This window comes from Hymenobacter siberiensis, assembly GCF_018967865.2.
Classification (GTDB): domain Bacteria; phylum Bacteroidota; class Bacteroidia; order Cytophagales; family Hymenobacteraceae; genus Hymenobacter; species Hymenobacter siberiensis.
The window spans coordinates 2,129,508-2,143,565 of record NZ_JAHLZY020000001.1 but is presented as its reverse complement, the minus strand read 5'-3'; the positions used below and the strand labels follow the sequence as shown (position 1 = coordinate 2,143,565).

At 55.0% G+C, this 14,058-nt stretch carries 14 protein-coding genes; 3 read left to right on the top strand and 11 right to left on the bottom strand.

The annotated features are described in order from the left end of the window. Positions 1 to 39: 39 nt before the first annotated feature. On the top strand, positions 40 to 945 hold the full coding sequence (locus tag KQ659_RS09560; RefSeq protein ID WP_216688997.1) for a DUF2806 domain-containing protein: 906 nt from the start codon (positions 40 to 42) through the stop codon (positions 943 to 945). On the opposite strand, the gene KQ659_RS21785 is transcribed toward KQ659_RS09560, so the two are convergent. The 4 genes from KQ659_RS21785 to KQ659_RS09540 are packed head-to-tail and all read right to left on the bottom strand — an operon-like array spanning position 946 to position 2,978. Further along, positions 946 to 1,782 (bottom strand): RNA polymerase sigma factor, encoded by an 837-nt coding sequence (locus KQ659_RS21785; RefSeq protein ID WP_216688998.1) that lies wholly within the window; start codon positions 1,780 to 1,782, stop codon positions 946 to 948. An 18-nt stretch (positions 1,783 to 1,800) separates the two neighbouring features. Then, complete coding sequence (locus tag KQ659_RS09550) at positions 1,801 to 2,337, bottom strand: HNH endonuclease (RefSeq protein WP_216688999.1); 537 nt, start codon at positions 2,335 to 2,337, stop codon at positions 1,801 to 1,803. A gap of 21 nt (positions 2,338 to 2,358) precedes the next feature. Further along, the gene (locus KQ659_RS09545) at positions 2,359 to 2,736 is read right to left on the bottom strand and encodes a hypothetical protein (protein ID WP_216689000.1); all 378 of its coding nucleotides are present in this window, start codon (positions 2,734 to 2,736) and stop codon (positions 2,359 to 2,361) included. 26 nt (positions 2,737 to 2,762) lie between these two features. Beyond that, on the bottom strand, positions 2,763 to 2,978 hold the full coding sequence (locus tag KQ659_RS09540; RefSeq protein ID WP_216689001.1) for a hypothetical protein: 216 nt from the start codon (positions 2,976 to 2,978) through the stop codon (positions 2,763 to 2,765). 326 nt (positions 2,979 to 3,304) lie between these two features. On the opposite strand from KQ659_RS09540, the gene KQ659_RS09535 reads away from it, so the two are divergent. Next, a complete protein-coding gene (locus KQ659_RS09535; protein WP_216689002.1) occupies positions 3,305 to 4,753 on the top strand; it encodes a hypothetical protein in 1,449 nt (482 codons plus the stop codon). Positions 4,754 to 4,860: 107 nt separating this feature from the next. Here the strand turns inward: KQ659_RS09535 and KQ659_RS09530 are convergent, their stop codons facing one another. From KQ659_RS09530 to KQ659_RS21460, 5 genes are all read right to left on the bottom strand, one after another. After that, positions 4,861 to 5,391 carry a DUF6808 domain-containing protein gene (locus KQ659_RS09530; protein ID WP_216689003.1) on the bottom strand — a complete coding sequence of 177 codons (531 nt, stop codon included), beginning with the start codon at positions 5,389 to 5,391 and terminating at the stop codon, positions 4,861 to 4,863. Between the two features lie 8 nt (positions 5,392 to 5,399). Then, positions 5,400 to 5,828, bottom strand: coding sequence for a DUF5675 family protein (locus KQ659_RS09525; RefSeq protein ID WP_216689004.1), 429 nt, complete (start codon positions 5,826 to 5,828; stop codon positions 5,400 to 5,402). Next, positions 5,806 to 6,138, bottom strand: a complete 333-nt coding sequence (locus tag KQ659_RS09520; RefSeq protein WP_216689005.1) for a hypothetical protein — start codon at positions 6,136 to 6,138, stop codon at positions 5,806 to 5,808. The genes KQ659_RS09525 and KQ659_RS09520 overlap by 23 nt, the downstream gene beginning before the upstream one ends. Continuing rightward, positions 6,138 to 6,656, bottom strand: coding sequence for a hypothetical protein (locus tag KQ659_RS09515; RefSeq protein ID WP_216689006.1), 519 nt, complete (start codon positions 6,654 to 6,656; stop codon positions 6,138 to 6,140). The genes KQ659_RS09520 and KQ659_RS09515 overlap by 1 nt, the downstream gene beginning before the upstream one ends. Before the next feature lie 213 nt (positions 6,657 to 6,869). Then, positions 6,870 to 8,399 (bottom strand): hypothetical protein, encoded by a 1,530-nt coding sequence (locus KQ659_RS21460; protein WP_216689007.1) that lies wholly within the window; start codon positions 8,397 to 8,399, stop codon positions 6,870 to 6,872. Positions 8,400 to 8,455: 56 nt separating this feature from the next. Here KQ659_RS21460 and KQ659_RS09500 point away from each other — a divergent pair, with 56 nt between their 5' ends. Beyond that, complete coding sequence (locus tag KQ659_RS09500; protein WP_216688119.1) at positions 8,456 to 9,568, top strand: IS4 family transposase; 1,113 nt, start codon at positions 8,456 to 8,458, stop codon at positions 9,566 to 9,568. Between the two features lie 65 nt (positions 9,569 to 9,633). On the opposite strand, the gene KQ659_RS09495 is transcribed toward KQ659_RS09500, so the two are convergent. Both KQ659_RS09495 and KQ659_RS09490 read right to left on the bottom strand, forming a co-directional pair. After that, positions 9,634 to 9,822, bottom strand: coding sequence for a hypothetical protein (locus tag KQ659_RS09495; protein ID WP_262905486.1), 189 nt, complete (start codon positions 9,820 to 9,822; stop codon positions 9,634 to 9,636). A 331-nt stretch (positions 9,823 to 10,153) separates the two neighbouring features. Beyond that, the gene (locus KQ659_RS09490; RefSeq protein WP_216689008.1) at positions 10,154 to 14,047 is read right to left on the bottom strand and encodes a beta strand repeat-containing protein; all 3,894 of its coding nucleotides are present in this window, start codon (positions 14,045 to 14,047) and stop codon (positions 10,154 to 10,156) included. Between the last annotated feature and the right edge of the window lie 11 nt (positions 14,048 to 14,058).

Sequence of the window (14,058 nt, the reverse complement as noted above, 5' to 3'; positions counted from 1 at the left end):
TTGCGAGGGTACGTAACAGTGTTCTACCACATGTCTGATATGACGATTTTTGACGGGTTAATGAGTTTGGCTGGCCTTGGCGTTGCCAATAAGCACTCGGGGGTTTTTATCGAAAAGGTGTCCAATGCCATTGAAGGCGGCCTCAAACCGTGGCAGACCCGACGAATGGCACTGGCTGAGAAGGATGCAGCCATCACGAAAGCGGAAGCGGATATAGAAATTGCGGCAATGCAGAATCGGGCGTCTGTCCGGGTGCTCGCTGAAGAACTACGTGACCAGCGCAACATAGAAGCGCAGATCATGAAAGCGTTGCCGAACATCCGAGAAGACGCCAAGCCCGAGGACATGGACGATGATTGGATTGCCAACTTCTTCGACAAGAGCAGGCTGGTATCAAACGAAGAGATGCAGGACTTGTGGGCGCAGGTGTTGGCGGGCGAGGCAAATGAACCAGGCGCATTTTCGCACCGCACAGTAAATTTTTTGGCAACACTCACGAAGAAGGAAGCGCTGGAGTTCCGCAACTTCTGCTCCTATAACTGGAAGGATCAGAGCGGCAGGTACTTCCCTATCATATTTGAAGTCCGAGATAATTTGCCCGTCGCTTTCACATATTCTCAACTAAAGCATTTCGATGCAATAGGCCTGATTACGTTTGAATCTACAGGGTCCGGTATGGGCTTTACTACGGAAGCGTTGCAACTTTCTTATCATGGGCAATACTTCGATATAGCCTATATCAAACAACGAACCGACGACAAACACACTCGAGCTTCCATCCCTGCTGGCCGAGTATCATTAACTCAAATAGGCAACGAGTTAGCTTCTATTTGCAAGCCCGTGCCTGATGAGTGTGTAGTGGAATATGTCGTTAAGCACTGGATAAGCAGGAGCCGCAGCGTAAGCTGTTTGATACCCGTACCAAAGCCCACAGACTTGAGTTAGTCAGGACTTGTTACCCAAGGCGGCTTGTAGCAGTATCCGTGCCCGCTTGATGTAGTTCTTCACCGAGTACATCGGCAGGTTCAGCCGCACGGCGATCTCCTTGTACTCCGCCCCTTCCGTCAGCAGCTCCATGCAGTTGCGCAGCTCCGGCTTCAGACCGGCCATCGCTTTCCACAGCTTGCGGTTGTGCGTCTGCTGCTCGTCGTCTACCTCGTCGTCTTCTGGTTCCTCGTCACCCACGACGTTCAGGATGGTGAAGTCGCCCGACTCGGTCTCCACCTGGGCGTCGTAGCTGTACGTGCTCTTCGATTCCAGTGAAGTGAACTGCTGCGAGATGTTGTTGCTAACGGCCATGAACACGTAGGAGGCGAGGTGGCCGGTGTTGTTGAAGACCAGCGTTTCATCGATGCGCAGCCGCTGGTAGAGCTTGAAGGCCATCTGCTGGTAGGCCTCCTCAAACCGCTCGTGCTTGTAGCCGAACTTCATGTACATGCGCTTCTGGATGCCCGTGTGGATCTCTGGGGCGTAGACCTGGTTGATCCAGCGTTCGATGTCGGCGGCCCGCTCCGGGGTCGCTTCTGGCAGTTCCTTCGGCACCGACGTAGCCTTCACCCCGGCCGGCTTGGCCATGTGCGCCGGTAGCTTGGCGACTACGGTGCCAACGGGCTGCCCCTGCACGTTGAGTGCGTTGTGGAGGTAGTTGTACGCCCGTGAGTTGTTTATGCGGTCTTCCTTGCGGGGGTTGTAACCGAGGTGGCGGCACAGATCCGAGAGGGAGTAGGTGGCGCCGTTGTATTCAATCTGTGCGGGTTGTCTGCGCTGGGTAGTTGCGGCCACGTTTAGTGCGGGCGACTTTTATTGGTGCTGCGGAAAATTCACTCGTGGGAAACCCAGTTCTTCGAGTGCGTTGTCGTAGCAATTAGCGGCATCTTCGGCGTTCCAAAAGAGGCCGAGGTGCTTAAGGTGGCCGTCTATCCGGATCAACGCTTGGTAGCGTGCACCCTTTTCACGTCGTGGATCTATGTGAACGCCGACGAAACCACTCTTGTGTTTGCTGTTTATGCGGGGTGGTAAGTTTTGAGAGTTACCCCTTGGTGTTGTCCAGCGAAGGTTATTGTAATCGTTGTTGCCTCTGTGCCTGTCGATATGGTCAACTACGAAGTACTCGTCCGGCTTTGGATTCTCGACCCACAACTCGGCAACGTGTCGATGTACTGATTGAAGATTACCGCCTGCTAAGCAGAACTTTTTGTAACCGCTGTTGAGAAAGGTTTTGAGCCATTTGCCACGGGCACCTATGACTCCCCCAGTAGAGCTTATCCAGTATTTAGGGTATGCTGGTATTTGGCGAACTTCCACGCCGTCAACTATTTTGCTAAGAGTTATTTTCATAACTCTTGTATATTAATCGGACTAAAAAGTCCTGAAAAATATACTAGCGATTAGTACTGCAATACCCACGATAGCCATCCATAGGCCTTGCTTGAAGGTGAAGTCCCACTTGGCAGTTGATGTGCTGCTCCGGTAAGTGTAGTCTAGTTTGCGGCCATCGATGAGCTGGCGGCCCACCTCGTAGAAACCATTATGCACGAGGCTGAAACCGAGCCCCCAGGCGAGCCCGACGATTGCAAACTGATACATGCTCACTTGCGTTGCCAGGAGCCCACACAGGACGAATACGACACGTTGGGCAGTGAGCGTTAAGTGCTCGTTCCAGGAGAAGGCATCAGCCCCCATGCGTGAGTAGTACAAAGCATCGCAGAAGCCGTCTAGTGCGGCGTAGGCCAGCATGGCGGTGTATAGTAAGAATGTGAAGATCATTTGCGCTTTTGCGGCGTCTTGGGCTCTGCAACTTCAGGGGTTGCTGCCGGAGCTTCGGCTTCAGGGGCGTCGATCACGAAGTCGATGGCGAACCCACGATCGTCGAGCTTCACCCGAACGTGGATCACTTCAAGCTGCAGCAGCTCTACAGGCGTCATGCCACGCACAGTATCGAGGGCAGAGTAGTCTATTTTGACAGGAATACTGGTCATTCGTGGCGAGGACGTTTCCGCTATGTATTTCGCACAGTCGCCTACCCTACCGCTTATATCGGTTTATTTGACACATGGCCGAAGAAGAAGAAAGGACCGAACCCCTGGACAGGAGGAGAGGAAGGGTTATCCTCCTTTATGGAACACTTTACGTACCTAAACCCAGAAAATAAATCTCAAACTATCGAAAGGGAGGGCTCTATAACCCATACATAATCTAACAAAAGGTCACGGCATACCGGCTCATCAGCGGTGTGAAGCGCAGGGAGGAGTTCGAAAACCTCCTTGCCGCCTTCCGATTAAATAACTGATGAGCTGATGAACTAATGCCCAGAAAGAAACAACCCCTGCCCTACTGCGAAGGCTACCTGCCTCGTGGTCTCCGTGCCACCGAACTACACGACCTCTGCCACGGCAAGCCCTTCGACGCCGACCGCATTGTGGTCTTCTTCAAGTTCCTTTACAACCGCACCCGCAGCATCAGCGATGGCCGCATCACCCCCACCACGTTCGTCCAGATGCACTGGCAGCACATGGAAGAGCTGTTCAGCGCCAACAAGATCAAGGCTTACCGTGACTTCATGGTGGAGCACGAGTTGATCGAAGTACAGAACCCCCACGCCGCCTCGGCCACGTCTACCCGCTACCGTGTGCACCCCCGCTGCACCCTGTCGCTCGACCTGTTTGACATCTCGGCACCCACCTACACCCGTGTCGCCGTTACTTCGCCCCGGGCCATCCGGGCCAACCTGGCCTACAAGCAGTTCAAGTTCGAGGAGATGCTGAGCCGCCTGGAGTCGCCTTACAACGTGCTGGCACCGCTGATGCGCAACATCACCGTGGTCAACGACACCCCCGAAGCTGCTGCCATTCTGAGCGCCCTCCACAATAAGCCACGCTACAAGGACAAGTACGAGTTCGACGCTCAACTCGAAGCCATCAAGACCCAGGAGACCGAGTACTACTTCGCCTGCAACTTTGGCCGTCGCTTCCACAGCCAGTACACCAGTCTCAAGAAGGAGTTGCGTGCGTTGCTTCGCTTCCCCGGCTGCACCGAGCGCATGGCCGAGCTGGACATCGTGAACAGCCAGCCGTGGATCACGTCCATCGTGGATGCTGAACTGGTGAAGCAGTTCGTGCCCGAAGCCTACGACGAGGTAAAAGACATCCTGAACAGTAGCCTGACCGCCGCTTACGACTTCAAGGAGTACCGCCGCATCTGTGCCGAGGGAACGGTCTACGAGCGTTGGATGCAGCTGCTCAAGGAACACATCGGCGACGACTGGCGTGCCCAGATGGCGGCCCTCGACGAAGAGTGCGGATACGAAGACAGCGACGCTCAGGACGTTGAAATAGACGACCGCAGCCTCGTTAAGATTTTGTTCTTCCGGGTAATCTTCGCCAAGCAGGAAGGCACCATTGCCAAGAGCGGCCGGTTATCACGACTACCTGAGAACTTCCGCATCCTAAACGACGCCTTTAAGGCCGAGTGGCCATCGGTGTGGCAGTTGTTCGCCGCCATCAAGAAGACTCGTTTTGCCTGCAACAACAGCAAGAAGGAAGGCGCCCACTCCAACTTGGCGCTGATCATGCAGCGTATTGAGTCGGGCATCATGCAGGAGTTTCTGACCCGCTGCCTGGAGCACGGCATCAACGACATCGTGCCCATCTACGACGGTGCATTGGTAAAGCAGCAAGAGCTGGCCCTAGCCAAAGAGTTGTTCGTGGAGGTCGTAAAGGCATCAGGAGCCGTAACCGCACCCAAGGTCAAGTGAACGGAGGAAGGAAGGTTACCCTCCCTTATGGAACACTTTACGTACCTGAAAGTAAAAAGAAAACCCCATCCTAACGTTAGGATGGGGTTTCTCTGTCTTCCGCTAGACTAGCGTCGTTTAGTGAGTGAGAAATTAATACCGATGCCGAGGTACTGCTGCACCCCAACGGGCGTAATACCTACCCCAGCCTGGATCCCGGTGGTGATGCGTGGGTATTGCTTAGGCCGCACATACAGCCCCTCCACGTTCGCAGTTTCGAAGTACGGGGAAGTGTTTTGTACGCTAACCTGTGCGCCTCCTTTGTTGTCGTCGGTGACTAATATGGACTTGGTGTTGGTAAGTGAGAGGCTATCTATCATCAAGCCCACAGAGTCGCATTTAGCATCCACTACGAGGTCCGGGGTTTCCAGGTGGTATTTCGGCTTGTTGTCGGCATCGGATACGACACGGGTCAAATAATGATTGCGTATGACGATCCTTTCCTTGATCACGGTCTTGATGATGGTGTCGGTCGACTGCTCGCCAGGAGCGACCCAGGAAAGCGGCTGCTTCGCCGGTTGGTGTGGCATTGGTCCGCAGGTCTTGAGGCCGAAGAGCAGTAATACCGTCAGGCCGATGAAGACCAGAAACTTTGTCACGGTGCTCATTACTTGCGGCCGTCCACGATTTCGATGGTGACCTTACCGGCTGCGCAGCCCGCTTCAATCAGGGGGTAGACACGGTCGCAAGCATCACGACTTGCAGTAACCCGATCCTTTTGACGTTGTAGGCCTAAAATCAAGCAGCCAATACTGTCTTCAGCAGTGTTGCCGGAATGAAGCAAAATTCCGGAGTAGCCCGGTACTTTCTGCAGGCGTGGGGTGAAGAAGTCGTGGCCTTTCAGCTTGGACAGCCGTGGGCTCTTCTCGTAAGTGACGGCATAGGTACCGTAGGGGATGGCCGTCTTGCCGTCTACCTTCTCCCCTTTCGGGCGAACGACGTCTTCGAGTACGAAAGCGACAAGTTTGCCGTCGATGTATAGGGAGCCTACAGTGCTAGTTGGGGTGAATATTTCACGAATCAGTTTTAGTTTCAACGGCGGTGAGATCGTCTTTTTCTGCCGGGATTACCGGCTGGGCAGGTGCCTCAGCGGTACCTGCCTGCATTAAGGCGCCGTCAGCATCCTTGGTCTTGCGGTTGGTGAAGGCCTCGAACATGCGAGCGCCAGTCAGGCCAAAGGCGAGGGCGTAGTTGATCGTAATGACTTCGATGGACAGCGTCGGCCCGTACTTGATGGCCACGAACACCGAGAGGAAAGCGCCGATAACGTAGCTGATAAGCCGCATCAGCATGTTAGTCGAGAACAGGCCTCGGTCGTTCTTGAGGAGGTCGGAAGTCAGGCCCATTACTTGGCAAAGTGATTTTGTATTAAAGCGCCCAGGTCCTTGATGTCAGAGCGCAGCTCGTGCGTGGCTACTTTCAGGTCCGACTTGATTTCCTTCATGTCGTCCTTCATCGTTTTCATCTGCTCGGTGATCATCTCGAACTTGTTCTCCAGGCTAACGACTTTACCCGGTAGCGGCTCCAGCGCCGCCACTTTCTGGTTTAGTAACTGGTAGCGGGTATCGGCCGCAGCCTTTGCTTTGTCAAACTCGATCTGGTGCTGTTGGATGGACATCTCGTGGGTGGCAACGTGTTGCGAGAGCATGTCGTGCTTCTTTTCAAACGCTGCACGGGCGTCGTCTTTATCTTTCTGCCGGTCGGCGGTCGCCTTATCGGCACGGGCTATTTTCCACGTGATGAAAGCCCAGACGAAACCCAGGTTACCCAACACAAAAAGAACTATCTCCACACCAATAGACGGCAGCAGTGGCTGGTTAACCACGGTTGCGGCGGCGGCTTGGAGTAGTAGAGCAAGAAACATTGGGTAAAGGGTGGCGTAGTTTTTAGGTGTGCTACAGCAGATAAGGGTGCGTACCTTAATCGGCCGTACTGTTTACCGCTGCCGAATCCATTTCCATACTACACGCAAAATGGTGGCTGTCAGTACTCCGAGGAACACCAACAGCCACCATTTAGGAAACACGAGAGTCGCTACGCTAAATTGCTATAGCCTCGGCCTCCAGATGAAGACAATTTAATAATCAGTTTCGACGTACACTCGGTTCAAACCTAATTGGATTGCCGTTACCGTTGCCAATGCCGCATTGCTCGCAAGTACGCCGACCGATAACAATGTGTTTGCTGCTGGAGGAGTAAGCGCTGTTGTACCAGATGTCTCTGTTCCTGCGTTTATGTCTAAAATTCTCCAGCTATACGTACTTGAGCCCGGTGCATTAAAGATGTAAAGGTCATACCCTTTACCCGATACTGTAGTAAAACCTGTTGAAGTTTTAGTTACTGCGGTTCCTCTTGTCATAAAGTTGATCAGCCCGTTGTCAGTATCATCAATACAAAAGCCTACCGTGTTATTTAGCAAAGACGGGTTGGCTGAAATGACGGTAGTTGCGGTATGAAAACCGGCAAAAAATCTTCCGCCGTTTGCCCAAACATCAAACCCGCATCTCGCATAAAAAAAGAATCCGCCCTGGCCCGCAGTAGAAGGAGAAGACATGTACATAAGCTCAGAATTTCTTTGCCCTAATACTTGGTTCAACGTTGTAACGACATTTGCCCACCTGCCTCTTTTTGTAGAAGTGTACAGACTTGTTGTAGTAGGCAAGCCTGTTGCGTATGTACCTGCACCAGCTCCTGCTGTTCCTAACCAAACACCCGCTGTTGCTGTCGTGGGGTTCCACATTGTTATGTTGTTCTGCCAAAACGCAGCTTGCATCGGCATATCCAAACCAGATGGCCCCTTTACTTTGGGAAACATCCTACCTGCAATTTTCTTAGAGTAGTAGATTAAAGTATCTGCGACAGGGGTGACAGGTTCAGTTGTAATTCCTTTCATTACTATATCCGTATTGGAACCAAGTAACGAAAGGGCGTTGTTTACGTTGTCCCAGTTAAAGGACGAAGAGCCTGCTATAGCCCCGGCACTGTTAAATTGCACGTCTCCAGAAGCTCCGCCTGCCGTAGCTGAAGCCGTTGGACCAGTAGCACCGGTAGCGCCAGTAGCACCGGTAGGACCGGTAGCACCAGTAGCACCGGCCGGAATACCAAAGTTGAACTGTGCTGCACTAGACGTGCCTACATTGGTGACCGTAGGCGAGGCACCTACAGCTAATGCCGTTGCCGTACCAGCGGTAACTGTTGCTGCAGTACCTGTCGCACCAGTCGTGCCTTGTGGGCCTGTTGGTCCAGTAGGGCCGGTTGCACCAGTGGTACCTGTTGCGCCGGTTGCACCTGTGGCACCGGCTGGAATGCCGAAGTTGAACTGGGCGGCACTAGACGTACCTGCATTGGTGACCGTAGGCGTAGCGCCCGCAGCTAACGGTGATGCCGTACCAGCCGTAACTGTTGCTGCAGCACCTGTAGTACCAGTAGCACCCGTAGAGCCTGTAGCACCTTGTAAACCAGTCGTGCCTTGTGGTCCAATAGGACCAGTTGCACCCGTAGTGCCCGTAGTGCCGGTAGCACCTGTAGCACCGGCAGGAATACCGAAGTTAAACTGTGCAGCACTAGTAGTACCAGCGTACTCTACCCTACTATTTTTCAGGTACAAAAACGGGGCAGCCCGACCTTTGGGGTTACGACACCACCAAAAACCCGTTCTGCCCCGTGAAGCAACACTTCGCCGCTAAAATTACGACGCTTTTGCAGCAGGCCCCGTTTGTGGGCCACTTGTCCCGCCAAAAGTTTGTGGGCCAGTTTATTCTTGGCCTGATAAAGAGCCGCAACGTGCAATTCGGCGAGGTGGCCCAGCACCTCAATGACGCGGCCAAGCCCGCCTCGAACGAAACGCGCATTCAGGACTTTTTCCGCGAAGTAGACCTCAATTACGTACTGGTGGCCAGGATTTTACTGAGTTTGTTGCCTGCGCAGGGCAAGCTGCGCTTATGCCTCGACCGCACGGAGTGGGACTTCGGCCAGTGCCAAGTGAACATCCTGCTCGTCACCGTCGGCACGGGCGAGGTCCACGTGCCCCTTTATTGGCACCTGCTCGACAACCGCAGCGGCAACTCCAACGCCGCCGACCGCATCGCGGTGCTCGAAAAGTGCCTGGCCTTGCTGGGCAAAGACCGCATCGGCCTGGTCGTGGGCGACCGGGAATTTGTCGGCCATGCGTGGTTCAAGTGGCTCAAAGACAATGGGCTTAATTTTGTCATGCGCCTGCCCAAGCACCACTGCCTGACCCACGCCGACGGCCGGCGGCAGGCCGTGGCCGACCTGGGCCTGGTGCCGGGGCAGGTGCGCCGCTTCGCCCACGTGCAGGTCGACGGAGTCTGGGGGCAGGTCTGGGTCAAGGCCGTGGCGGCGGACGCGTTTGTCTTCCTGTTTGCCACGGCCGGTCTGAACCACCTCGAGCAACTCTATGCCAAGCGCTGGACGATTGAGCAATGCTTTCAAAATCTGAAAGGGCGGGGCTTTAACCTGGAAGCCACCCACTTGCGCTGTTTCCAAAAGCTGCGCAAGCTCGTGGCCCTGGTCAGCCTGGCCTACGCGTTTTGTCTGGGCGTGGGCGCGGCCGCCCACGGCGGCCGCCAGCCCATTGCCCGCAAAAACCACGGCTACCGGGCCGCCAGCCTGAGCCGCCACGGCCTCAATCTGCTCCGCCAACTCGCCCGCCCGCTGACCCTGCCCGAGGACCCATTGGCCCGCTTGGTTGAAACGCTACTGAACTGGATTACGAGGCAACTTGCTAAAAATCAATTACTAAAAATAGTAGGGTAGAGTAGTACCAGCGTTTACGATAGTCGGAGTAGCTCCTGCAGTCAACGGCGAAACGGTACCAACGGTTATTGTAGCCGCAGTACCAGTAGCACCTGTTGCACCAGCAGAGCCAGTAGCACCTGTAGAACCAGTAGCTCCTTGCAAGCCAGTAGCACCAGTAGTGCCAGTAGCACCGATTGGCCCTTGCGCACCAGTAGAACCAGTAGCACCTTGCAAACCGGTGGGGCCGGTAGCACCAACAGCGCCAGTAGCACCAGCGGGAATACCGAAGTTGAACTGTGCGGCAGTAGGCGTACCTACGTTGGTAACAGTAGCCGTAGTATCCGAAGCCAACGTGGTGACAGTGCCTACGGTGATTGTGGTTACTACTCCAGCGATGGCGTCGGAGATCGCCTTCTGCGTCATGCCAGCCGTGGTAGATACACCAGTAGAGCCAAGCAGTACCGGGATGGGCGTCAGTGTTGGGCCACTGATGCCGAGGTTGCCGAGTGCGTAGCTATCAGCGGTTTGAATGTTCTTAGTCATTTCATACTTTGGAATTTTTTAAGATTGGGAGGAGGTATTAGCCTCCTCCTTCACTATTTATTACATCTTGGCCAGTCTAACCCAAACAAGTGTACCGGCAGTACCAGGCATGTACTCATATAAGTAAACCTGGTACGAGAAGCGCATGCCGGCAACAGATCCGGTAAGGCTACCTGTCGTGCTGGTCATCTCGCTGTAGGCGTCATAGGAGCCCTGTACGACAGCCGTTCTCAAAGTTGAGCTGACATTGTACTGGTCGAACGAAGTCACGGCCTGGAGCGCCGTAATGGCGTTCGTGTTGCTCGTGATGTTGCTCGTGTTCGTCGCAACGTTCGTGTTCAGCGTGTTGATGCTGTTCGTATTCGTCGTGATGCTGTTCGTATTCGTCGTGATGCTGCTCGTGTTCGACGTGATCTGCGATCGCAGGTTGGCGTCAGCCGAGTCCACGTACGCCTTGTTCACGTCTGGTCCAGGCGTGGTGATACGCTCGTCAACAACTACCGCACCCTGCGACTGCAGGTAAGCGACGCTGTATGCTGCGGGCAAAACAGTAGAGCCACGCAATACAATGGTGGAGCCTGTTACGGCATTAACTAGTGCACCACCAACAACAGTTACGTCAGTCAGGCGCAGCGTAACGGTGCTTGCCGTCATCTGGAAGCCACCGTCAGTCTGACGTGCGGTCAGGTCGATCACACAGTCCTCTATCTCCAGCGTGGTGCTAGCGTTGAGCTGGCCAAGTGCTGCCGTTGCCGATACAAGCTTGATCTCGCCGTTACGTATCTTCGTAAAGCAAGTGTCGTACGAGTAGATGCCGAGAGCGTAACCGCCGATGATCATGTCTCCTACCAACTCGTACGTCGAGCCGTTGTTCATGTTCAGGCCGTAGCGTCCGCCATTGGATCGGACGTCGAACGAGCCACGGTGGAAGTAGTTACCCGAGCGGATAAGTGCGCCAGAGCCGTTGCCGTCCGCCTTGAGCGTGACGTCCAGGATGCGGTAGTTGCCGATTGCCGTGGAGTTCGTGTAGAAGCTGGACGAGCCGGGGTTGTACATGGTAGCACCGCCGCCGATGATGTCACCTGAGCCGGAGGACACGATGCTGATGCAGTCCTGGCGTCCAATACCTTGCACGCCGAACCCGTTCAGCACGACGTTGGAGCCGCCCTTCACTTTCAGGATGCCGTCGTAGTAACCAGCGTTGGGCATGTTTACGGGCGCCGTGATGTACACGTAGTCTCCGGTCGTTGCTGCTGCGAAGGCCTTCACGACGGCGTCGTCCGAGTTGGCTGGTGTGGCCGTCGCTGTGCCGTTGCCGGTGTAGTAGACCTTGGTGCGGTCCGCCTTCACTAGGATGGCTTTGTTTGCCGTCAGGTCGGTGTAGCCACTAGCCGTCACCACGTTGTTCGTGATGTCGATACCGTTACCAGCCGTGTAGACTGGTGCGGCAGGCAGCGTAGTGGTTGCCGAGCCGATGTTCGTCGTGATGGTCAGCACCTGTCCAGCGATGGAAGGCGTTACTGTGGTCACCTTTGTGGCCAGTGCGTTCGTGTTACTTGTCACCTGCGACTGCAGGTTGGCATCAGCCGAGTCCACGTAAGTCTTATCCGCCTTGCCTGCAACGCTCGTGTTCAGCGTGTTGATGCTGTTCGTGTTCGTCGTGATGCTGTTCGTGTTCGTCGTGATGCTGCTCGTGTTCGAACTGATGCTGTTCGTGTTCGTCGTGATGCTGTTCGTGTTCGACGTGATCTGCGACTGGAGGTTGGCATCAGCCGAGTCCACGTAGGACTTGTTCACGTCAGCGCTCGGTCCAGAAGCACCAGCAGTCGTTTGAACCGTGCCGTCAGGGAACTTGATGCCGCCAGTGGTCGTTTCGATCACACCAGCCACCGTAAGAGGCGAACCTGGCGTCTGAGTACCAATACCAACGTTGAGGGCGTCAACTCCCGCACCACCGATCACCATCGTGTTCGAGGTGGACGTCTTAGCGTTGCGGCCGATTGCCACAGTGTTGGAAAGTGCGCCCGTCAGAGGGCCAGCGTGGTCACCCAAGGCAACGTTGTAGTTACCAGTCGTGTTGCTTGCGCCAGTAGTGTCACCGACGAACACGTTGCCGGTACCGGTAGTCGTGTACAGGCCGTTGTCGATGCCGAGGAACACGTTGCTGTTACCTGTAGTGATCTGGTTACCGGCGCCGTTACCGATGCCAGTGTTGCGTGATCCGCTGGACAGCGAGTAGAGCGTGCGGTTACCCTGGCTCGTGTTGTTAGAGCCAGACCCGCCGTTGATGCCGTATCCAGCAGCAAAACCGATGTACGAGTTCTCCGAGCCATTCTGGTACTCGCCAGCGTGCGCTCCCATGATCGTGTTCTTTGCTGCAGTAGAGCTGTTGTAACCAGCGTTGTAGCCGATGTACGTGTTGCGTGCGCCAGTAGTGGTGTACATGCCTGCGCCGTTGCCAACGTAAGTGGCCTCGTACGCTGTCGTGTTTTGGAAGCCTGCGTAGTGGCCTACCGCAGTGTTGTTGTAGCCACTACCGTTCTGGTACATTGCGTACGTGCCGATTGCAGTGTTCTGGGTGCCTGTGCCAACCGTGTTGGTAGCTCCTCCGGCCATGTAGCCGAAGCCTAGGTTACCGTACACCGGTTTAACCTGCTTGAGGTCAAGCGCAGTCTGAACGGCAGTCACTGATGGAGCAAGCACCGTGGATGCGGCCAAGCTGTTCTGCACGTACGTGGTGGCCGGTGCGTTCGGAATCGTCACGTTTGCCGAGCCAATGTTCGTCGTGATCGTCAGCACGTTGGAGGCGTAAGACGGCGTCACGGTGGTTACCTTCGTCGCCAGTGCGTTCGTGTTGCTGTCAACCTTAATACGCAGCTCGCTGATGTTGGCCGTGTTGCCTGTAATAATTGTGGTGTTGGACGAGATTTGGCTAGTGTGCGACTGCTGCGTGGACAGGATGGCTGCAACACCGCTCTCGTCGGCTGCGATCTGGTCGGCGATCTCCTTCAGCGTGTCGAGTGCTGCAGGTGCGCCGGCAACGAGGGTGTTGATGCGGGTGTTGGTTGCAGTGTCAGCTGCGTCGATGTACGTCTTCACAGAGTCAACAGTGGGCGCCTTCGTGTCCGAACCAGGCGTCATGCTGTTCTGCACATTCGTGGGTAAGGTAGACAAACGGTGGTCTACGAGTTTAACATCGACAGCCAGGTTGTATGCGTTAGCGTTGTCATAGAGGTAGATGGTACCAAAACCAATGGGGCTGTACGCAACACTCGAACCGAATAGGTGCAGCTGCGAGGAGTCCAGGTTGGCTTGGACGATGTAGCTCTGGCCGTAGAAAGAAGCGACAGCCTCCTTGAACAAGAGGCTGCTAGGGTCTGCACTATCGCCGGTCAGCCCAAAGCCAGTAGCCGAAAAGGAGTCTGTGATAAGCAGTTGACCACCATTAGCCAGGCTTATCCCTGCTCCATTGCCAATAATGGTGGAATCCGACAGGAAGCGGTTACCCGTGAATTCGTTTTGGTACAGGTTGTTGAACTCGAAGTTGTAGTCTTCACTGGTAAAGGCGTCGTTAACGCTATCGTAGCCACGCAATCCGTTTACGCCACGAGACAACACCGGCTTGTCGGCTGCACCGCCCATTTCGGCGATAACCCAGTTAGTGTTGTCTCCAAGAGCTTCGGCTACCTCCAGTCCACTCCGCTTGGCAATATCACTGACCCTGAGTTGGTACACTTTATCCGTAGACGACACGTAGACGAACATACCGACCCTGCGGTGGCCACTAGAGATACCGTCAGCGTCTATCACGCCTTCCTCCACGTTGATGGCGTCACGCTCGGCGATGGTGGCGACAGACATCCAGCCCTGCTGGCCGAACGTGTCGTAGTGCGTCACGTTCGAGCCGAGCGGCACGAGGCCATCAGCGACGACGGTTCCTGTTAATTTGCTCATGTTAAATGGTA

What these genes read in the sequence shown, in the direction of transcription:
- KQ659_RS09560 (WP_216688997.1), top strand. Translation starts at nt 40, where the DNA reads ATGACGATTTTTGACGGGTTAATGAGTTTGGCTGGCCTTGGCGTTGCC.
- KQ659_RS09550 (WP_216688999.1), bottom strand. Translation starts at nt 2,337, where the DNA reads ATGAAAATAACTCTTAGCAAAATAGTTGACGGCGTGGAAGTTCGCCAA.
- KQ659_RS09545 (WP_216689000.1), bottom strand. Translation starts at nt 2,736, where the DNA reads ATGCTGGCCTACGCCGCACTAGACGGCTTCTGCGATGCTTTGTACTAC.
- KQ659_RS09540 (WP_216689001.1), bottom strand. Translation starts at nt 2,978, where the DNA reads ATGACCAGTATTCCTGTCAAAATAGACTACTCTGCCCTCGATACTGTG.
- KQ659_RS09535 (WP_216689002.1), top strand. Translation starts at nt 3,305, where the DNA reads ATGCCCAGAAAGAAACAACCCCTGCCCTACTGCGAAGGCTACCTGCCT.
- KQ659_RS09520 (WP_216689005.1), bottom strand. Translation starts at nt 6,138, where the DNA reads ATGGGCCTGACTTCCGACCTCCTCAAGAACGACCGAGGCCTGTTCTCG.
- KQ659_RS09515 (WP_216689006.1), bottom strand. Translation starts at nt 6,656, where the DNA reads ATGTTTCTTGCTCTACTACTCCAAGCCGCCGCCGCAACCGTGGTTAAC.
- KQ659_RS09490 (WP_216689008.1), bottom strand. Translation starts at nt 14,047, where the DNA reads ATGAGCAAATTAACAGGAACCGTCGTCGCTGATGGCCTCGTGCCGCTC.